We start from the raw sequence: 18,080 nt of genomic DNA on the forward strand, positions 1-18,080 counted from the left end.
CCGTCATCTTTTCACTTGTTAAGGCCCGTTGCGGCCCTCTCGGCCAGTCCGATGAGGGTGCGGGTGATGGCGCCCGTACCGCCCTTCGGCGTGTAGCCGTGCGGCTCGCCCTTGTTGAAGGCGGGCCCCGCCATGTCGATGTGCGCCCAGCGCCTGCCCTCCGGCACGAACTCCTTCAGGAAGATGCCCGCGGCGAGCATGCTGCCCCAGCGCTCGGGCTGGAGGTTGGCGATGTCGGCGATCGGCGAGTCGAGGCCCTTGCGCAGTTCCTCGGGCAGCGGCATGCCCCACGCGCCCTCGCCCGCCTCGTCGGCGACGGAGACCACGAGTTCGCGGACGTCGTCCTCGTTGGACATGACGCCCGCCGTACGCCAGCCGAGGGCGACGATCTGGGCGCCGGTCAGGGTGGCGACGTCGACGATGAGGTCGGGGTCGTCCTCGACCGCGCGGGCGATGCCGTCCATGAGGACCAGGCGGCCTTCGGCGTCGGTGTCGAGCACCTCGACGGTCTTGCCGCTGTAGCTGGTCAGCACGTCGGAGGGGCGGGTCGCGGTGCCGCTGGGCAGGTTCTCGGCCAGGCAGAGGTAGCCGACGACGTTCACCTTGAGGCCGAGGCGGGCGATGCCGACGAGGGCGCCGAACACCGCGCCCGCGCCGCCCATGTCGGACTTCATCCAGTCCATGGCGGCCGACGGCTTCAGCGACAGGCCGCCGGAGTCGAACGTGATGCCCTTGCCGACGTAGGCCAGCGTCTGGCTCGCCTCGGGGTGGGTGTAGGACAGCCGGACCAGGCGCGGCGGGTTGGCCGAGCCCTGGCCGACGCCGATGATGCCGCCGTAGCCGCCGTCCTTGAGCTGCTTCTCGTCGAGCACCTCGACGCTGAGGCCGGCCTTGGCGCCCTCCTGCTCGGCGATCTCGGCGAACTTCGCCGGCCACAGGTCCATGGGCGGGGTGTTGACCAGGTCGCGCACCAGGGTGACGGCGTCCGCCACGACCGCGACGCGCTCGGCCGAGCCCTCGGCGGCGGTCAGCACGACCAGCTCGCCGACAGGGACCTTCTGCTCACCGTTGGTGCGGTACCTGGCGTAGTCGTAGGCGCCCAGGAGGCCGCCGAGCGCGACCGCCTCGGCCTCCTGTGCGGAGGCGGAGGGCAGCGTGAGGGCGGCGCGTGCCGTACCGGCGAGAGAGCGGACGGCCGTGCCCGCGGCGCGGCGCAGCCCCTCGAGGTCGGCGGACTCGCCGAGTCCGACGGCGACCAGCAGCGGCGCGGTGATGGCGCCGAACGTGGGGACCTTGGCCACCTCACCCGGCTTTCCCGCGAAGCCGACGGCGTTCAGAGACGCGGCCAGCTTGCCGTCGAAGGCGGCGTCGAGGCCCTTCGCGGTGGGGCGCGGGCCCTCGGAACCTGACAGGAAACCGACGACCAGGGCGTCGGTGTCGAACGAGACGGGATCTGCTGAGTTCAGCCGCACAGTGGTCACGTAGACCGATGCTATCCACGGTTGGCAGCTTATTCATAAACAGGGGTTCATCCTACCAATACGGTGCCGAAAAATGATGCTATTGTCATTAGCACCATGTTGCTCACGCTCGATCTCAACGATCCCCGGCCCCTGCACGAACAGGTGGCAGGGGCGATCAGGCGCGCCATAGGCGAGGGCTCCTACCAGGCAGGCGATCGCCTCCCGCCGGCCAAGGACCTCGCAGACGCGCTCGGCATCAACGCCAACACCGTGCTGCGCGCGCTGCGCGACCTCCGCGACGAAGGCCTGCTGGAGTTCAGGCGGGGCCGGGGGGTGAGCGTGGCCGGGGTCCCGACCGGCCGCGCGCTCATCGTTCAGCGGGCGCGCGAGCTGCTCGAGGAGGCGAAGAGGTACGGCTACAGCCGCGACGACCTCATCGACGTACTGAAGGAGCTGCCATGACCAGCAGGAACCGCGCGCTGCTCGCCGCGGGGGCGTGGGGACTGACCGTCTCCGCCGTCCTCGTGGCGGTCCCCCTCTCCCTGCGCGACAGGTTGCCGGACCCGCTCGCCACTCACTGGAGCGGTGCCGTGCCCGACGGCAGCATGTCCTTCACACAGAACCTGCTGTTCAGCGTCGCCACGGCGGTCGTCGTCCTGGCGGTCATGGTGGGGATCGCGCTCCACGGCACGGCCTTCGACCGGCGGCTGAGCCGCGCCTACTGGTGGGGAACCCTGTTCGGCTGGGGCCTGTTCGTCGTCGGCGCGGAGCTGTCGATCATGTCCGCCAACCTCGACGTGCCGGTGTGGACCCAGGCCAAGAGCCTCGGATGGGACGTCGTGGCCGTCCTGGCCGTGGCGGCCGCGGGTGGCATCCTCGCGGGCTTCCTCTTCAGGGGCGAGCCCGACCAGGCCACGCCCGAGGGCGAGGCGCCGCCGAGGCTACGGCTGCGCCCGGGCCAGCGCTCGGTGTGGGTCAGCCGCGTGTCCAACCTGTGGCTGGTCGCGGTCACCGCGGGCTCGGCGCTGCTGACGGTGGCCTTCGGCGCCCTCACGCTCGCGGGGCTGATGCCGGGCGCGGGCGGGCCGCTGTTCGGCGTGGCCGCCCTCGTGCTCGTGTGCGGCCTGCTGACCTCCTCCGTCACCGTGCGGATCACCGAGGACGGCGTCGCCATCGGCTTCGGGCCGCTCGGCTGGCCGGTCCGCAGGATCAGGCTGTCCAAGATCGAGCGCGCCTGGTCGGAGCAGCGCTTCCCGAGCCAGGTGGGGGGCTGGGGCATCCGCGGCGTCCCCGGAGCCGCGGCGATCATGCTGCGCGGCGGCGACTGCCTCGTCCTGCGCTACCGCTCCGGCGGCCAGCTCCTCGTCAGCATCGACGACGCCGCGCGCGGCGCGGCCCTGCTCAACGCCCTCATCGACGAAAGGGTCGGCGCGTGATGGCGCTCTTCCTCCTGGTCACCTTCGGCACAGCGTGGCTGGCCGCGTCACCTCTGTGGCTCGGCGAAGGACTGGCCGATCCGCTGTTCGGCCCGCTGATCGGGCTCATGATGTTCACACCCGGTGTCGGCGTGCTCGCCGTATGGCTGGCCAGGCGCACACCGTTCCGCGCATGGGCCAGGCAGACCGGCCTCACGTTCGGTGAGCACCCGCGCCGCACCGTCGGACTGCTGCTGGTCACGTGGGCGGCCGTCCCCCTGGTCGTGTACGGCACGCTCGCCCTGACCGCGGCGCTCGGCCTGGTCTCCCTCGACCTCGACCGCCTCAGCATCTTCACCTCGATGCTCGGGTCCTCGGCCGACCCGCACACCGCACTGGTCGTTCAGCTTCTGGCCTCGACCCTGCTGTTGCCGATACTCAACATCATCCCGATGCTGGGGGAGGAGTGGGGCTGGCGCGGATGGCTGCTGCCCCAACTGGTCGCATCGCGCGGGGTCTTCGGCGGGCTGGTGCTCTCCGGCGTGATCTGGGGGCTCTGGCACGCGCCCGCGACCGCCCTCGGCTACAACTACCCTTCCATCGGCCCGTGGGCCGCCGTGCTCTTCGTAGGGTTCTGCGTGCTGGCCGGGATGCTGTTCGGCTGGCTGCGCCTGCGCACGGGCAGCCTGTGGCCCGCCGTGATCGGCCACGCGGCGCTCAACCCGGCCGCCTCCCTCGCCCTCCTGCTCGGCGACGCGGCCGACCCGCCCAACACCGTCCTCGCCGGCATCACCGGTCTCGTCGGATGGGCGGTGCTGGCCGTCATCACGGCCGTGGTGTTCAAGCTGTCCCCGGTACGGCAGGCGCAGCCGGTCAGCTGAACACCGCGCACACGACGAGCACGGTGGTGGCGGCCGTCTCGACGAGCGCGCCCAGCACGTCTCCCGTGACGCCGCCGAGCCTCCGTACGGCGTGCGCCAGCAACCCGGTCGCCACCCCCAACCCGGCGAGCACGGCCAGTGGGAGGACGAACCCCCCTCCCGCAGGCCCGGCCCCTGCAGCTCCCGCGAGGACGGCCGCCGACAGCACGACCAGGGTGGCGACGAGCGCCGCGCCCCGCCGTACGGTGCCCGCCACCATGGCGCCGAGCCCGCCGGGCCGCGCGGACGGCACACCCGGCGTACAGGCCCACGTCAGGGCCAGCCGCCCGGTCACGCAGGCCGCGACCAGTGCCACGGGGCCGGCCTCTGCCAGCGCCGCGCACTGCACGATCAGCGTGAAGACCAGGGTGACAACCCCGAACGGCCCGATATCCGACCTTTTCATCACATCCAGGGCTTGAGCGGCGGGCCTGCCGCTCCCCAGCCCGTCCGCCAGGTCCGCGAGCCCGTCCAGGTGCAGGCCCCTGGTCAGCAACGCGAGCAGACCCAGCGCCAGCGCCGCCCCGAGCAACTCCGAGCCGGGCAGGGCCAGCGGCAGGCAGCTGACGGCCCCGAGCACCAGCCCGGTCAGCGGCGCGAGGACCATCGCCCGCCCCGCCACCTCACGGTCGACCCGATCCACCCTGACGGGGAAGACGCTCAACGTCCCCACCGCGAACCGCACCCCGTCCGCCCACCCGGTCATGGCCGTCGATCCTACGTTCACCACCCCCCGTCCCCTCGGCCCCAACCCACCCCTCGCCCTGCCTCGCCCCGGCCGCCTGCCCCCACCCTCCACCGCCATCGGGGGAAGAGCACGACTGCGGCGGTGGTGACCGCTCGAAGCGGACCCGGGGAGAAGGCACGCCCGGCTGGTCGTTAGGGTGTCCGGATGCACGCCGTGGAACTCGAAGGTGTCGGTGTCAGGGTGGTCGGCAAGACACTGCTGGCCGGGATCGACTGGCAGGTCGCCTACGGTCAGCACTGGGTGATCCTCGGTCCCAACGGGGCGGGCAAGACCACCCTGCTGTCGCTGGCCGCCGCCGTACGGCATCCCAGCGAGGGCGCCGTCACCATCCTCGGCCGCCGGATGGGCCGGGTGGACCTCCGCGAGCTGCGCAGGGACATCGGCCTGGTCGCGGCGAGCCAGCGCCTGGTGGACGAGGCGCTGCTGGAGGAGGAGGCCGCGACCGCGCACACCGTGGTCCTCACCGGGCACACGGGCACGAGCGCGCCGCTCTGGGACCGGTACGGCGAGGCCGAGCACGACAGGGCCCACGCGCTGCTGGCCGAGATGGGTTGCAAGGATCTGGCCGACCGGCTGTTCGTGGTGTGCTCGCAGGGGGAGCGGGCCAGGATCAGGGTGGCGAGGGCGCTCATGGCGGACCCGGCGATCCTGCTGCTGGACGAGCCGTTCGCCGGGCTGGACTTCCCCGCCCGAGAGGACCTCATCACCTCGATCGAGGACCTCGCGGGGCGCGACGGGCTGACGACGGTGACCGTCACACACCACCTGGAGGAGGTCCCGGCCACGACCACGCACGCGCTGCTCATGCGGGACACCCGCATCCTGGCGGCGGGCCCGGTCGAGGAGACCCTGACCGCGTCTGCGCTGTCGGAGTGCTTCGGCCGCGAGCTCCGCGTGGACCGGCTCGACGGCCGCTGGTCGGCCCGCGCAGTCCGCACCCCCCGCCTCTAGCACCCCGGTCCTCCACGTCCGCCCGGGACTCCCAGCGCTCGGGTGCGCCGCTCCACGTCCGCCCGGAACCCCGCGCCCGGCTCAGCCTCTACGTCCGGCCGGAACCTCCGGCGCTCGGGTTCGCCGCTCCACGTCGGCCCGGAACTCCCAGCGCTCGGCTTAGCCTCTCTGCGTCCGCCCGGAACCCCGCGCCCGGCTCAGCCTCTCTACGTCCGGCCGGAACCTCCGGCGCTCGGGTCGCCGAACCCGCCTGGTGGGCGGAACGGGCGTCAGGTGAGGGGGAGCAGGCGTCCGGCCACGACGAGCGTGACGTCCTCCGACTCGGCGGCCAGACGCTGGTTCAGGCGGCCGAGCGCGTCCCGGAAGGCCCGCCCGCTGGAAGTGGCGGGGACGACGCCGAGCCCCACCTCGTCCGACACCGCGACGATCCGCCGGCGGGTCGAGCGCCAGGCCTCCACCAGCTCGTCGCAGCGCCGTACCACCTCGTCGCGACGCGAAGGCTCCTCCCACGCGCCGGCCTCATCGAACATCGCCGCCAGCCACGTCCCGAGCCCGTCGACCAGCAGCGGCGTCGTGGCGCGGTCGATCGCCTCGGCCAGTTCGGTGGTCTCCTCGCTCGACCAGTGGGCGGGCCGTCTGGCGCGGTGGGCGGCCACCCGCGCCGCCCACTCGGGGTCGCCGTGGCCCGAGGGTCCCGTGGCGAGGTAGGTGACGTGGGGCTCGGCCGCCAGCCGCAGCTCGGCCTCGTCGGACTTGCCCGAGCGCGAGCCGCCCAGCAGCAGCGTCCGTCGTGGCGGGGCCGGGGTGGGTGGGGGAGCGTGGGCGGTGTCCACGACGGTCCCGTCCGGTACGGCCCGCGCCCCCCACAGCGCGAGCCGCCTGGCGAGTTCGGACTCCGACCTGACGCGATGGTCGAGCCCGACGGCGACGACGTGGGTGGCGGCGGTGACGATCCCGCGCCTTCGCAGGTCGCCGAGGACGGAGGGGTCGTCGAGCAGGTCCACCAGCACGAGGTCGCACGCCGGGGAGGTGTCGTTCACGGGCGTCGGGAGAGCGGTGCCCGTCGAAGGAGCCGCCGCGGGTCCTGGCGGCCCAGGGTCGAGCGGCGTGGCCCGCCGCTGCTCCTCCGGGTCGAGTGTCGTCTGGCGAGGGTCTCCTGGAGTGGCGGGCGCGGTGGGAAGAGGGGGGCCCGGGGTGGCGGGCGCGGCGGGTCGAGGGGATCCCGGGTCGAGTGGTGTGGTCTGGTGAGGGTCTCCTGAGGTGGCGCGCGCGGTGAGTGGAGAGGGCGCCGGGGTGGCGGGCGCGGCGGGTCGAGGGGGGCCCGGGTCGAGCGGTGCCGTGGGGGGAGGGGGTCCCTGCGAGGGGGCCGTCGGGTGAGGGGATCCCGGTGGGGGCGGCGCGGTGGTGCCGTCGCGCTCGTCGGAGGCGGTGCCGTACCTCTCGGCAGAGGCGGGGGCACGGGACAGGTCGAGGAGCCGGGAGCCGTCAGGTGCGACGACGAGTGCTCCCTCGGCCTCGTAGCCGGGGGGAGGCGCGTCGTCCCCCAGCGTCAGCACGCCGTCGATCTCCACCCGCAGGGGCGCGCGCCAACCCGGCGGCAGTCCCGCGCACGAGACGCACGAACACCCGGGCGAGGGCCAGCCGTCGCGCCCCGCCGTACCGATGAACCTGACAAGCACGCCTCACAGCGTGGCACGCCCACGGGAGCGGCGGGCCACCAGCACCCCGCCGCCCACGATCGCGACGGCGGCCACGCCGCCCGCGATCCACAGCACCGGCGGCCCTCCATCCTGGGCGGGTGAGGGGGCAGGGGCGGCGCCGCCCTTCGCCCTGGCGGGGTAGTCGTTGACCGCGAGGACCGTTCCAGAGGACTCGGCGCGCACCCTGGCGGCCAGGACGAGCGCCTGCATCCCCGTGGCGCCTTCCGCCCCTGCCACGCACGTGGTGACGGGAGCGGGTGGGCGCTCGCCCGGGTAGGCGTCGGTGCCGGTGTCGCCGAAGTCGATCACGAGGGCCACGCGCTGGTGGCCGGAGGCGGCGGGCTCCTTGCCGCAGACCTGGTCGAACGCCGGCAGTTCGCCGCCGGGGGATTCGGCGGCCGAGCCGTCGGGGGCCGCGGCGAAGCGCCAGCCGATCACCGAGCCGTCGCGTACCGCGGCGTCCGCCTGGCCCGACAGCCACGCGGTGCCGTCGCTCTGCCAGTAGCTCCACAGGCGGGCGGCGTTCGGATCAGGCGCGCCGGGGGCGGGGTCGGCGAAGGCAGGAGCGGAAACGAGCAGGGCCGCCGCGCAGGCGAGCCCTAATGCGCGCAGCATCGATCAACCTCCATGCTCCAGGGGTATGGTGCGGGTGCCGATGTGAGCTCGGGCGATCCCGCGGAAAAGGAGCGTATGGCATGACATGGCGCTGGCGTTATGAAAACGCAAATGGTGGTGAGGTGACCGACCGCCCCTTGCCGCGCGAGGTTTTCCCCAGCCAGGCCGACGCCGAGTCGTGGCTTGGTGAGAACTACCGTGACCTGCTGGAATCGGGGGTCGAGCAAGTGGCTCTGCTCGACGAAGACCGGGTTGAATATGCGGGAATGTCGTTGCGAACGGAGTGAATGAAAAAACCCCTTGGGAACCAAGGGGTTTTTCGTTTCATGCGTAATCGCTATGGCCGGGTGGCCGGGGAGATCGTCTTGGCCGGGTCGCGCTCGATGATCGGGCCGAGCACGTCGTCGATCTTCTTGAGCACCTCGGCGTCGAGCTTGACGCCTGCCGCCTTGACGTTGTCGCGCACCTGCTCGGGCCTGGAGGCCCCGACGATGGCGCTGGCGACGTTCGGGTTCTGCAGCACCCACGCGATCGAGAGCTGGGCCATGGACAGGCCGAGATCGGCGGCGATCGGCTTGAGGTCCTGGACGCGGGTCAGCACGTCGTCGTTCATGAACCTGTCGATCATCTTGGCGCCGGTCTCGTCCGTGGCGCGCGAGCCCGCGGGAACGGCCTGGCCGGGCAGGTACTTGCCGGTCAGCACGCCCTGGGCGATGGGCGACCAGACGATCTGGCTGACGCCCTCCTTCTCGCTCAGCGGCACGATCTCCGACTCGATGACCCGCCAGATGGCGTTGTACTGCGGCTGGTTCGACACGATCCGGTCGAAGCCCATCTCGTCGGCGATCTTCAGCGCCTGGGCGATCTGGTCGGCGTTCCACTCGCTGACGCCGACGTAGAGGACCTTGCCCTGCCGTACGAGGTCGTCGAAGGTCTTGAGGGTCTCCTCGAGCGGCGTCGCGTAGTCGAAGCGGTGGGCCTGGTAGAGATCGACGTAGTCGGTCTGCAGGCGGCGCAGCGAACCGTTGATCGACTCGGTGATGTGCTTGCGCGACAGTCCGCGGTCGTTGGGGCCGGGGCCCGTGGGCCAGTAGACCTTGGTGAAGATCTCCAGCGACTCGCGCCTGACGCCCTTCAGCGCCCTGCCGAGCACCTCCTCGGCGCGCGTGCCCGCGTAGACGTCCGCGGTGTCGAAGGTCGTGATCCCCTCGTCGAGGGCGGCCTTCACGCATTCGTTCGCGGCCTCCTCCTCGACCTGGGAGCCATGGGTGATCCAGTTGCCGTAGCTGATCTCGCTGACCAGGAGACCGCTGCGGCCGAGGTGACGGAATTCCATGCACACGACTGTATCGGTTCGGGATAGTGTGCCCGGCGTGGTGAAGCTTGTACGGCACGCGCTGACCGCCGCGATCCTGACGGCTGTCGTGGTACGGCTACGCCGCCGCGCCCGTACGACGTCGCCCGAGGTCGCACCGCGGGAATCGGCGGAAGGGCGGCGCGCCGGAGCCCGGTGAGCGAGCGCGGCGGCCGTCGGTGATCTCCGCCGAGCCGGTCCCCGGGTGGGTCCGGTAGGGTGCCGCGCGTGCTCAAGCTCCTGCGGATGGCGCTGATCGCCGTCGTGCTCGCCGCGATCGCGATCAGGATCGACAGAAGGACCTCGCCGTCTGCTCCCGTGCGGGAGCCGGTGCTCGGCCGTCCCACTCCGGAGGACCTCGAGCGTTACCACCGGCGCCCTGTCAGCCGCTTCCTCAACGGCCTGCTGGCGGGGTTGATTCTCGGCCTGCTGGTGGCCGGCGTCGGCACGGTCGCGGCGATCACCTCGGCGGGGGAGGCGGAGAAGGAGCGCGAGCAGTTGGCGAGCATGCGCGCCCGATCCGGTACGGCCGAGCAGGGTCACGCGCCCGAGCCGTTCATCGCCGACGTCCCCACGCCGTCGCCGTCGCCGTCGCCGTCGCCGTCGCCGTCGCCGTCGCCGTCGCCGTCGCCGGCGCCGGCGATCGCGCCCACGCCCGACCCCGCCTGCGCGCCCGAGCGGCGCGCCGTGGTCGTCAGGCCGCTCGACCCTCAGGTGAAGCGCCAGGTCGACGCGCAGTGGCGGCGCCTCGAGCGCTGGCTCAGGCGCAACGCCCCTGTCACCTACGCCTCGCTACGCGGTCCCGGCAGGGCGCGCACCATCGCCGTCGCCGAGTCGCAGACCGGCCTGCGGTTCCCGGACGACCTGCGCGCCTCCCTCCTGCGGCACAACGGCGGCATGCCCCTCGGCCCCGACAAGGGCGTGGGACTCGGCATCAGGGAGATCCGCGACGGCTGGCGGTCGATGTGCAGGGGGGACATGGTGGAGGGTGACGACCCGCGCGCGGAGTACTGGAACGGCAGGATGATCCCGTTCCTGCTCTACCCCGAGAACGACGAGAACCGGATCTACGCTGTGATCGACTCCGTCGTGGGCGACGTCCGGTGGGTCGACGGGTGGGACGACGGGGGTGCGGGCGTCGGCCCTTCACACCGGCCGTCCTACCTGGACCTGTTGCGGGCCAACGCCGACGCGCTGCAGCGCGGCGCCGCTGTCGACGGATGGCGGCCCCGCGTGGTCCGCGGGGCCGTCCGCTGGGAGCCGGCCGGGTGATCTATCGCTGTCGCAGGCGGGCCTCGTCGACGAGGGCGTGCCTGTGGTGGCCGTGCTGCCCGCGCAGCGCCAGGACGGCGGGCGGGAAGACGACCAGCGGCCGCATCATGCCCTCGTCCTGGTGCTCGAGCAGGTGACAGTGGTAGGCGAAGCGCCCGCTGCCGCCCTCGAACCGCCCTGCGACCTTGACGACCTCGGCGCCGCCGACCCTGACGACGTCCTTCCAGCCCTGCTCGTTCGGGTCGAGCACGCCCGCCTGCTTGAAGACGACCGGTGTCTCCGTCGTCCCCTTGTCCACCTTGAATCCGGAAATATCGTAAATATCCCGGCTGAGGACTTGGAAGCGCATCAGGTGGATGTGCATCGGGTGCAGCGCGGGAGCGACGTTGACGAACGTCCACACCTCGGTCCCGCCCAGCGCGGCGAAGAAGTTGACCGCGTCGTCGGGCATCCTCGCCACCCGCCGGTAGGTCTTGACCGTGCCCGACGCGTCCTTGATCTGCACGACGCCCTCGGCCCCGACCGGAGCCCCGGGATCCTCGGCCATCTCCCACATCTGCGCGTGGTCCCCGCCGCCCACCATCGTGAGCACCACCCTGTGCCCGTGGTCGGCGGGCAGGTTGTCGTGCGTGGTCCGCACGAAGCTCGGCGAGATCACCGCGGGCAGTGTGAAGGAGTCGTTCGGCCTGCGGTCGGCCACCCTGAACTGCATCACGTCGGGGAAGGGGATGTTGGCCTGCGGGGCCGGCTGCCCTGGCACGCCGGGACCGCAGTTGACCATCTTCACCCTCTTACCGGCCAGCGCCCTGAAGTCGACGAGCACATCGGCCCGCTCGGCGGGCGCGAGCACCAGGTCCCCGTCGATCGCCACCGGCGCGGGCAGCAGCCCGCCGTCGCTGCCGATCTGCTTGACCGCGCCCGTCACCGGGTGCCCCGTCGCCTCGTCGAACAGGCGCAGCCTGAACGTCCGCGCGTTGGAGGCGTTGAGCATCCTGAACCTGTACCACCGCGGATCCACGTCCATGTACGGCCAGACCACCCCGTTCACCAGCGTGTACGGCCCGGCGAACGCCCTGGTGACCACCTTCGGCGTGGTCGTGGTGATCTGCACCTTGTGCAGGAGTTCCCCGTTGAGCAGCCCGCCCGCGTCGGTGTCGAAGTTGCGGTCGCACAGGATGAGCGGGACCTCGTGCCTGCCGCTGGGCAGCCTGAGCGCGTCCTCCTCCTCGTCCCTGATCAGGTAGGCGCCGAGCAGTCCCGAGAAGACGGTCCATGTGCCCACGTGCATGCCGTGGTCGTGGTACCAGAGCCCGGTGGAAGGCTGGTCGTTGACGTACTCCACCGCCTCGGCCTCACCGGCCAGCAACCCGTTCTCGCCCCATCCGTCGTTGCCCGCGTTGGTGATGGCCCCGTGCAGGTGGACCACCAGCCATGGCGGGATCGCCGCCACGTCGGCGCGCGGCGTCGCCCCGTCCCTTCCCGGATTGTTGATCGGGATCGTCGGACCGGCGGGCACCTGGACCGCGGTGACCGGCACGGTCTCGCCCCTGATCGTGTTGGTCCACGCCAGCTTGACCTTCTGGCCGCGCCGCACCTCGATGGTCGGGCCAGGGAAGCTGCCGGCATACGTCCAGAGCCGTGTAGGCGGCAGCTGGGAGTGCAGGCGCCTGCGCACCGAGCGCATCTCGAGCGCGACCTGCTTGCCCCTGGGCCTCAGCACCTGAGGGACGGGCAGGGCGTCGAGGAACGGTGTGAGCGTGGCGGTGGTGGGCCTGTCGACCCCCGCCGGCTCGAAGCCGTCCCCGACGAGCGGTTCGGCGTCGGCGACACCCGTGGCGGTGGCGGTGACCGAGGCCGCCGCCCCTACGGCCACGCCGAGAAACCCCCGTCTTGTCGTTCGCATGGTCTCCCCGTGAGTGAAGATCCGGACCCCACCGGGTGTGACGATCGTGACGACTCACAGGTTTCCCGCTTTTTCAGGAAACTTTAAGTTCCTGATGTCATGCCCACATGCTCGTACGGCCCGCGTCCTTGTGTCAGGACGCGGGCCGTACGGGATGAAGCGGGATCAGGCCTTGGGCGGCGCGGGCTTGCCGCCGGGCAGGAACTGCGGCGGAGGGAAGCGGAGCCTGCGGATCTGCAGAGCGCGCATGGCCGCGTAGAAGCCGACGCCCCTGAGGTCCTCGCTCGGGAACTTCTCCGCGGCGACCTTCTTGACCTTCCACGACACCCAGATCGAGGTGGCCAGCACGCCGACCATCATGATTGGCCAGCCGATCGTGATGACCCCGAAGTAGACCCAGTTGCGGATCTCGGGCGGGAAGGGAACCCACGTCAGCACCAGGATCACCAGCGAGAACGGCAGGAAGTACTGGCTGATGACGCGCCGCGAGTCGACCCAGTCGCGCGCGAACTTGCGCACCGGGCCCTTGTCGCGTGCGGGCAGGTAGCGCTCCTCGCCGCGCAGCATGCCCTGGCGGGCCTTGTCCCGGTCGGATGCCTGCCTGGCCCGCATCTGCTTGTAGGCCTCTTTGCGGTTGGCAGGGGCGGTCACCGGCTGGCGCCGACGCCCTTCGGCGTCACGGCGCTTGGGGGTGGGACGACCTTTGCCCTGGGGCTTAGGATCGTCAGTGGGGACGGGGGATTCGTCCACTGAGGTCTGGGAACGGCGTCGCAACACAGCGTCAACCCTACCTGGAGTGCAACTTAGTGACGCCCCCGTGCGTTATGCGTAGGGTAATCCCAAGGCGGCTGCGCTGCACTGGGTGATCACAGCACGACCTAAGAAGGGGACGGCCGACGCGCATGAGCGTGATGAAGAGACTTTCGATGATCTTCAAGTCCAAGGCCAACAAGGCCCTGGACAAAATGGAGGATCCGCGCGAGACCCTTGACTACTCCTATCAGCGGCAGCTCGAGCTGTTGCAGAAGGTGCGCAGGGGTGTGGCCGACGTCGCCACGTCGCGCAAGCGGGTGGAGCTCCAGATCAACCAGATCGAGCAGCAGGCCACCCGTCTTGAGGATCAGGGGCGCAAGGCGCTTTCCGTCGGGCGCGAGGACCTGGCGCGCGAGGCGCTGACCCGTCGCTCCAGCCTGCAGACCCAGATCGCCGATCTGCGGGTCCAGCATGACAACCTGCAGGCCGAGGAGGAGAAGCTCACCACGGCCTCCCAGCGCCTCCAGGCGAAGGTCGACTCCTTCCGCCACAAGAAGGAGACCATCAAGGCCACCTACACCGCGGCCGAGGCGCAGACCCGCATCAACGAGGCGTTCTCCGGCATCTCCGAGGAGATGGGCGACGTCGGCCTGGCGATCCAGCGGGCCGAGGACAAGACCGCGCAGATGCAGGCCAGGGCCGGCGCGATCGACGAGCTGCTGGCATCCGGCGCGCTCGACGACTTCAGCGGCAGCCGTACCGACGACATCCAGGCCGAGCTCGACCGCATGGGCGGCGGCAGGGACGTCGAGCTGGAGCTGGCCAGGATGAAGGCCGAGCTCGGACAGGGGTCCGCACCGCAGCCCTCCATCGAGCAGGGGCAGCCGCAGGCTCAGCCCCAGCCGCAGCAGCAGACCCAGCAGTTGCGTCAGCCCGGGGAGCCCGCATGATCGTCAGAATCATGGGCGAGGGCCAGGTCCAGATCGCCGACGCCGACCTCGGCGTGCTCAACGAACTCGACGGCGAGCTCGAGGCGGCCATCGAGGCCGACAACGAGCCGGAGTTCCGCGAGAAGCTTCACGCTCTGCTCGACAAGGTGCGCCACGTGGGCAAGGCGTTGCCTGACGACAGCCTGGAGCCGTCCGAGCTGATCCTTCCCCCCGCTGACGCCTCGATCGAGGAAGTCAGGGAGATGCTGGGCGACTCGGGGCTCATCCCGGGCTAGGCCGTGAGCACCCGGTTCGCGCCCGACCGTGGCCTCACCAGCCGCATGGTCGTGACGATGTTCCTGCTCGGGTTGCTCTACGTCGTCTTCGTCGGCGCCCTCATCGCCCTGGGCGTGCGGGCGCTGAGCGTATTGCTGATCGCCGGTGTCATGCTGCTGGCGCAGTACTTCCTGTCCGACCGGATCGCGCTGTTCGCGATGGGCGGGCGGGAGGTCTCGCCGCAGGAGGCGCCGGAGCTCCACGGCCTGGTCGACAGGCTCTGCGCGATGGCCGACATGCCCAAGCCGCGGGTGGCGATCGCCGACTCCGACGTGCCCAACGCCTTCGCGACGGGCCGCAACCAGAAGAAGTCCGTCGTCTGCGTGACGACCGGGATCCTGCGCCGGCTGGGGCCGGAGGAGCTCGAAGGCGTGCTGTCGCACGAACTCTCCCACATCGCCCACCGCGACGTCGCCGTCATGACGATCGCCTCCTTCCTCGGGATCGTGGCGGGCCTCATGACGCGCTTCGCCCTCTACACCGGCCTGGGCGGCCGCAGGGAGGGCAACCAGGGCGGGCTTCCCATCGGGCTGATCGTCATGCTGGTCTCGATCGCCGTCTACGCCGTCAGCTTCCTGCTCACCCGTGCCCTTTCCCGCTACAGGGAGCTGGCCGCCGACCGGGCGGGCGCCCTGTTGACGCAGAAGCCGTCGGCACTGGGGAGCGCGCTGGTCAAGATCAGCGGCGAGATGGCCAGGATCCCGACGCGTGACCTGCGCGAGGCCCAGCCGTTCAACGCCTTCTACTTCGCGCCCGCGGCGGCCCCTGGAAGGACGCTGGCGAACCTGTTCTCCACGCACCCGCCGCTCGAGCGCCGCCTGGATAACCTGGCGAAGATCTCCGCGCAACTCGGAAAGGGCTGAGCGATGGGCTGGATCGACGTGATCCTCGGCAGGTCCAAGCCGGCCGAACCCAACCTCGACGCGCTGTTCGCGCTGCCGTCCGCGGCCGTCACGCTGGAGGCCGCGACGGGGTTCGCGCCGACGGGCGTGGGGTCGGTCAGCTACCGGGCGGCCGAGGGCGGCGCGTTCGCGACGCTGGAGAGCGAGGTCAAGGCCCTGCTCGGGGACCGGGTGGAGGAGACGCGCGACGACTACGGCTACTCGTGGCTGGTGGTCAGGCGCGCGCCCGAGGCGATCGGCGACCTGGTCACCGAGCTGCACGCGGTCAACTCCTCCTTGGAGGACGCGGGGTTCGGGCCCTCCCTGCTGTGCTCGCTGGTGTCCTTCGCGGACCGGCGGGGGCGCAGGCTGGCGGTGGTCTACCTGTACAAGCGGGGAACGTTCTATCCGTTCGCCCCGCTGGACGGCCAGACCAGGGACAACGCGCTGGAACTGCAGGCGCGGGGCGTGCTGGAGGGTGAGCTGAAGATCGAGGAGGACCTCAGCAGGTGGTTCCCCGTCTGGGGCGCCCCGGGCCTCTGACCAGGGGTGAGCCACCCGGTGTCCCTTATATGTCACTTTGGGTGATTTACTGGTCACATGGAGCGACGACTCACTCTTGCGGCCGCCTGCGCGTTCGTCGTCGGTGCCGTCCTCTACAGCGCGTGGCTGCCGGGCCAGCTGGCCGCACCGGCCCTCGACAGGCTCGACGGGTACGTCGGCGAGCTGGCCGCCCGTGATCAGCCGTGGTCCAGGATGTTCAGAGCCTGCGACGGGCTCGCGGGACTGGCCTGCATGGGCGGCGTCGCCCTGGTGGCCAGGGTGCGCGAGGAATGGCAGGGCTGGCTGGCGATGGCCCTGTTCGGGCTGTTCACCACCGTCGCCGCGCTCTTCCCGCTCGACTGCGCGACCTGCGGGCGCGCGCTCTCCCCTCAGGCCTGGCTGCACGTGCCGGCCAGCGGCGCCGCCAACGCGGCCGTGCTGGTCGCGATGGTGGTGCTGAGCGCCGCGTGGCGATCGGCGGTCGGCTGCGCGTTCGCCGTCGTCATGTTCACCGCCAGCGGGACCACGCTCGTCGCCGACGCGATCGGCAGGTACGCGGGGCTGGCCCAGCGCGTGCAGGTGACGCTGATCGCCGTCTGGCTCATCTATCTCGCCACCCGGCTGCTCGGCGCGGTCACCCCCCGGGTGGAGACGGGGCCGATGCACGTCGTCCACGAAGGCTCGGGCCTGCCCGTCCTGGTCAGCTCGGGCCCCGCCGGCGCGTGGTTCCACGGAGACAAGCTCGCCGAGGGGCTGCGCCGCGACCGCAGCGTCATCCGCTTCGACCGGCCAGGTCTCGGCCGCAGCCCGGCCGCCCCCACCCCGCCCACCCTGTACGGCGAGGCCGCCCGCCTGGCCGCCCTCGTCCCCGACTCGATCCGCGCCACGGTCGTGGCGCACTCGGTGGCCGCCTGGCACGCCGAGGCCTTCGCCAGGCTGCACCCCTTGCGCGTCGCGAGCCTCGTCCTCGTCGAGCCGGCGTGCGAGGTGCGCAGGCGGCGCAGGGCGCTCGTGACGGGGCTCGGGTGGTGGATGCCCGCGCTGGGCGCCACGTGGGGGGCGACAGCGCTGGCCAGAGCGCTGGGGCCTTCGCTCCACCGGCTGCGCAGGCGCATGGCGGACCCGTACGGCGTCTACGGAACCGGCCGGGTGGTCGCGGCGGTCGTGGGGGAGTGGCTGGCCCACAGGGAGATGGCCGCCACCCTGCGGAAGGTCAGGGAGCGGCACCCCCTGCTCACCGTGCCCGTGACCGTCATCAGCGGGGGACGGCCGAACCGCTGCCACGAACGGCTGGCCGCGGCGCTCGGGGCGCGGCTGGTACGGGTGCCGGAGAGGGAGCTGTCCGCCGCGGTCGTCGAGGCCTGCCGGTAGCCGAGCCGGCCGGACGGTGACACGATCAGCCTGTGCCGAGCGCCCGGGCGACCCCTCCGCCGCCGGGCGGGCGGGACGAGCGGCGGGCGGATCGCCGTGCAGGGCGGGCGAGAAGGCGGGTCGGGAGGGCCGATGGTCAGGGACTGGACGCACGAGGACCACACCGAGGCGGCGGTCACGCAGATCGAGCGGATGGCGGACACCGTCCGGGAGGCCGACTTCGGCGCCCCCGTGCCAACCTGCCCGGGATGGAACCTGGAGCAGTTGGTGAGGCACACCGGATCCGTCCACAGGTGGGCGGCGCGGATGGTGCGCGAGCTGGCGCCCAAGCGGCTCGACAGGACGGCGATCGAGGCCGAGGCGGCGGGGAGGCCCGCAGGCGAGCTGCCCGGATGGCTCCATGACGGCGCGAGGGCGCTGGGCGAGGCGCTGACGCTCCAGAAGCCGGGCGAGCCCGTGTGGGCGTGGGGCGGCGACAGGCACGTGCGGTTCTGGTCGCGCAGGCAACTGCACGAGACGGCCGTCCACCACGCCGACGCCGCCCTGGCGCTGGGCCGCCCGCTCGCGATCGACGAGAACGTGGCGGCCGATGGCGTGGAGGAGTTCCTCGACGTCCTGCCGTACGCCAGATGGCGTCCGCAGGTCGCCGAACTGGCCGGCGAAGGGGAGACGATCGCGTGGCGGACCGGCACGGGCGCGGCCTGGCTGATCACCCTGCACCCGAGCGGCTTCACCTACGAGCGGGCGGCTGAGCGGGCGACGGCGGACGTCACGGCGACGCTGCACGCGGACACGGCCGCCGACTTGTTGCTGCTGGCGTGGGGACGGCGCTCGGTCGAGCAGCACAGAGTCGAGGGCGAGACCACGTTGCTGTCGTGGTGGGCGGATCGTTCCATGATCTAGTCAAATGGCCGCGTCGGTTCGCC

General features: G+C 71.6%; 20 protein-coding genes. 13 read left to right on the top strand and 7 right to left on the bottom strand.

The features are described 5' to 3' along the window. Positions 1-11: 11 nt before the first annotated feature. Positions 12-1,481 (bottom strand): leucyl aminopeptidase, encoded by a 1,470-nt coding sequence (locus tag AC3EO4_RS00990; protein WP_379579687.1) that lies wholly within the window; start codon positions 1,479-1,481, stop codon positions 12-14. A gap of 96 nt (positions 1,482-1,577) precedes the next feature. Between AC3EO4_RS00990 and AC3EO4_RS00995 the strand changes: the two genes are divergently transcribed. The 3 genes from AC3EO4_RS00995 to AC3EO4_RS01005 are packed head-to-tail and all read left to right on the top strand — an operon-like array spanning position 1,578 to position 3,759. Next, positions 1,578-1,925 carry a GntR family transcriptional regulator gene (locus AC3EO4_RS00995; RefSeq protein ID WP_379579685.1) on the top strand — a complete coding sequence of 116 codons (348 nt, stop codon included), beginning with the start codon at positions 1,578-1,580 and terminating at the stop codon, positions 1,923-1,925. Continuing rightward, a complete protein-coding gene (locus AC3EO4_RS01000) occupies positions 1,922-2,899 on the top strand; it encodes a hypothetical protein (protein ID WP_431892968.1) in 978 nt (325 codons plus the stop codon). The genes AC3EO4_RS00995 and AC3EO4_RS01000 overlap by 4 nt, the downstream gene beginning before the upstream one ends. Next, complete coding sequence (locus AC3EO4_RS01005) at positions 2,899-3,759, top strand: CPBP family intramembrane glutamic endopeptidase (RefSeq protein WP_379579681.1); 861 nt, start codon at positions 2,899-2,901, stop codon at positions 3,757-3,759. The genes AC3EO4_RS01000 and AC3EO4_RS01005 overlap by 1 nt, the downstream gene beginning before the upstream one ends. Here AC3EO4_RS01005 and AC3EO4_RS01010 read toward each other — a convergent pair. After that, the gene (locus AC3EO4_RS01010) at positions 3,752-4,504 is read right to left on the bottom strand and encodes an adenosylcobinamide-GDP ribazoletransferase (protein WP_431892970.1); all 753 of its coding nucleotides are present in this window, start codon (positions 4,502-4,504) and stop codon (positions 3,752-3,754) included. The genes AC3EO4_RS01005 and AC3EO4_RS01010 overlap by 8 nt on opposite strands. A gap of 186 nt (positions 4,505-4,690) precedes the next feature. Here AC3EO4_RS01010 and AC3EO4_RS01015 point away from each other — a divergent pair, with 186 nt between their 5' ends. Then, positions 4,691-5,497: an ABC transporter ATP-binding protein gene (locus AC3EO4_RS01015; RefSeq protein ID WP_431892973.1), complete on the top strand. Its 807-nt coding sequence runs from the start codon at positions 4,691-4,693 to the stop codon at positions 5,495-5,497. A gap of 269 nt (positions 5,498-5,766) precedes the next feature. On the opposite strand, the gene AC3EO4_RS01020 is transcribed toward AC3EO4_RS01015, so the two are convergent. Continuing rightward, positions 5,767-7,176 carry a bifunctional adenosylcobinamide kinase/adenosylcobinamide-phosphate guanylyltransferase gene (locus AC3EO4_RS01020; protein WP_431892975.1) on the bottom strand — a complete coding sequence of 470 codons (1,410 nt, stop codon included), beginning with the start codon at positions 7,174-7,176 and terminating at the stop codon, positions 5,767-5,769. 3 nt (positions 7,177-7,179) lie between these two features. Continuing rightward, complete coding sequence (locus AC3EO4_RS01025; RefSeq protein ID WP_431892978.1) at positions 7,180-7,812, bottom strand: SCO2322 family protein; 633 nt, start codon at positions 7,810-7,812, stop codon at positions 7,180-7,182. A gap of 80 nt (positions 7,813-7,892) precedes the next feature. On the opposite strand from AC3EO4_RS01025, the gene AC3EO4_RS01030 reads away from it, so the two are divergent. Further along, complete coding sequence (locus AC3EO4_RS01030) at positions 7,893-8,099, top strand: hypothetical protein (RefSeq protein ID WP_379579671.1); 207 nt, start codon at positions 7,893-7,895, stop codon at positions 8,097-8,099. 50 nt (positions 8,100-8,149) lie between these two features. Here AC3EO4_RS01030 and AC3EO4_RS01035 read toward each other — a convergent pair whose 3' ends face one another. Continuing rightward, positions 8,150-9,148 (bottom strand): aldo/keto reductase family protein, encoded by a 999-nt coding sequence (locus tag AC3EO4_RS01035; RefSeq protein WP_379579669.1) that lies wholly within the window; start codon positions 9,146-9,148, stop codon positions 8,150-8,152. A 37-nt stretch (positions 9,149-9,185) separates the two neighbouring features. Here AC3EO4_RS01035 and AC3EO4_RS01040 point away from each other — a divergent pair, with 37 nt between their 5' ends. Together AC3EO4_RS01040 and AC3EO4_RS01045 are read left to right on the top strand one after the other, a co-directional pair. After that, positions 9,186-9,326 carry a hypothetical protein gene (locus tag AC3EO4_RS01040; protein WP_379579667.1) on the top strand — a complete coding sequence of 47 codons (141 nt, stop codon included), beginning with the start codon at positions 9,186-9,188 and terminating at the stop codon, positions 9,324-9,326. A gap of 68 nt (positions 9,327-9,394) precedes the next feature. Continuing rightward, positions 9,395-10,438, top strand: a complete 1,044-nt coding sequence (locus AC3EO4_RS01045) for an SMI1/KNR4 family protein (RefSeq protein WP_431892982.1) — start codon at positions 9,395-9,397, stop codon at positions 10,436-10,438. Position 10,439: 1 nt separating this feature from the next. Here the strand turns inward: AC3EO4_RS01045 and AC3EO4_RS01050 are convergent, their stop codons facing one another. Next, a complete protein-coding gene (locus tag AC3EO4_RS01050) occupies positions 10,440-12,341 on the bottom strand; it encodes a multicopper oxidase family protein (RefSeq protein ID WP_431892984.1) in 1,902 nt (633 codons plus the stop codon). Positions 12,342-12,506: 165 nt separating this feature from the next. Next, positions 12,507-13,091 (bottom strand): DUF3043 domain-containing protein, encoded by a 585-nt coding sequence (locus tag AC3EO4_RS01055; protein WP_431893661.1) that lies wholly within the window; start codon positions 13,089-13,091, stop codon positions 12,507-12,509. 152 nt (positions 13,092-13,243) lie between these two features. Here AC3EO4_RS01055 and AC3EO4_RS01060 point away from each other — a divergent pair, with 152 nt between their 5' ends. From AC3EO4_RS01060 to AC3EO4_RS01085, 6 genes are all read left to right on the top strand, one after another. Further along, positions 13,244-14,044 carry a PspA/IM30 family protein gene (locus tag AC3EO4_RS01060; protein ID WP_379579661.1) on the top strand — a complete coding sequence of 267 codons (801 nt, stop codon included), beginning with the start codon at positions 13,244-13,246 and terminating at the stop codon, positions 14,042-14,044. Next, on the top strand, positions 14,041-14,319 hold the full coding sequence (gene pspAA / locus AC3EO4_RS01065; protein ID WP_431892988.1) for a PspA-associated protein PspAA: 279 nt from the start codon (positions 14,041-14,043) through the stop codon (positions 14,317-14,319). Before AC3EO4_RS01060 ends, pspAA begins: the two co-directional genes overlap by 4 nt. Positions 14,320-14,322: 3 nt before the next feature. Continuing rightward, a complete protein-coding gene (htpX, locus tag AC3EO4_RS01070; RefSeq protein WP_379579657.1) occupies positions 14,323-15,222 on the top strand; it encodes a zinc metalloprotease HtpX in 900 nt (299 codons plus the stop codon). Positions 15,223-15,225: 3 nt separating this feature from the next. Beyond that, a complete protein-coding gene (pspAB, locus tag AC3EO4_RS01075; RefSeq protein ID WP_431892990.1) occupies positions 15,226-15,783 on the top strand; it encodes a PspA-associated protein PspAB in 558 nt (185 codons plus the stop codon). Positions 15,784-15,840: 57 nt separating this feature from the next. After that, the gene (locus AC3EO4_RS01080; protein WP_431892993.1) at positions 15,841-17,154 is read left to right on the top strand and encodes an alpha/beta fold hydrolase; all 1,314 of its coding nucleotides are present in this window, start codon (positions 15,841-15,843) and stop codon (positions 17,152-17,154) included. A gap of 132 nt (positions 17,155-17,286) precedes the next feature. Further along, the gene (locus AC3EO4_RS01085) at positions 17,287-18,057 is read left to right on the top strand and encodes a maleylpyruvate isomerase family mycothiol-dependent enzyme (protein ID WP_431892996.1); all 771 of its coding nucleotides are present in this window, start codon (positions 17,287-17,289) and stop codon (positions 18,055-18,057) included. The last annotated feature ends 23 nt before the right edge of the window (positions 18,058-18,080 follow it).

Source organism: Nonomuraea sp. bgisy101 (assembly GCF_057708945.1).

What these genes read in the sequence shown, in the direction of transcription:
- AC3EO4_RS00995 (WP_379579685.1), top strand. Translation starts at nt 1,578, where the DNA reads ATGTTGCTCACGCTCGATCTCAACGATCCCCGGCCCCTGCACGAACAG.
- pspAA (WP_431892988.1), top strand. Translation starts at nt 14,041, where the DNA reads ATGATCGTCAGAATCATGGGCGAGGGCCAGGTCCAGATCGCCGACGCC.
- AC3EO4_RS01085 (WP_431892996.1), top strand. Translation starts at nt 17,287, where the DNA reads ATGGTCAGGGACTGGACGCACGAGGACCACACCGAGGCGGCGGTCACG.
- AC3EO4_RS01080 (WP_431892993.1), top strand. Translation starts at nt 15,841, where the DNA reads ATGGAGCGACGACTCACTCTTGCGGCCGCCTGCGCGTTCGTCGTCGGT.
- AC3EO4_RS01025 (WP_431892978.1), bottom strand. Translation starts at nt 7,812, where the DNA reads ATGCTGCGCGCATTAGGGCTCGCCTGCGCGGCGGCCCTGCTCGTTTCC.
- AC3EO4_RS01015 (WP_431892973.1), top strand. Translation starts at nt 4,691, where the DNA reads ATGCACGCCGTGGAACTCGAAGGTGTCGGTGTCAGGGTGGTCGGCAAG.
- AC3EO4_RS01005 (WP_379579681.1), top strand. Translation starts at nt 2,899, where the DNA reads ATGGCGCTCTTCCTCCTGGTCACCTTCGGCACAGCGTGGCTGGCCGCG.
- AC3EO4_RS01035 (WP_379579669.1), bottom strand. Translation starts at nt 9,148, where the DNA reads ATGGAATTCCGTCACCTCGGCCGCAGCGGTCTCCTGGTCAGCGAGATC.
- AC3EO4_RS01010 (WP_431892970.1), bottom strand. Translation starts at nt 4,504, where the DNA reads ATGACCGGGTGGGCGGACGGGGTGCGGTTCGCGGTGGGGACGTTGAGC.
- AC3EO4_RS01000 (WP_431892968.1), top strand. Translation starts at nt 1,922, where the DNA reads ATGACCAGCAGGAACCGCGCGCTGCTCGCCGCGGGGGCGTGGGGACTG.
- AC3EO4_RS01030 (WP_379579671.1), top strand. Translation starts at nt 7,893, where the DNA reads ATGACATGGCGCTGGCGTTATGAAAACGCAAATGGTGGTGAGGTGACC.
- pspAB (WP_431892990.1), top strand. Translation starts at nt 15,226, where the DNA reads ATGGGCTGGATCGACGTGATCCTCGGCAGGTCCAAGCCGGCCGAACCC.
- AC3EO4_RS01050 (WP_431892984.1), bottom strand. Translation starts at nt 12,341, where the DNA reads ATGCGAACGACAAGACGGGGGTTTCTCGGCGTGGCCGTAGGGGCGGCG.
- AC3EO4_RS01060 (WP_379579661.1), top strand. Translation starts at nt 13,244, where the DNA reads ATGAGCGTGATGAAGAGACTTTCGATGATCTTCAAGTCCAAGGCCAAC.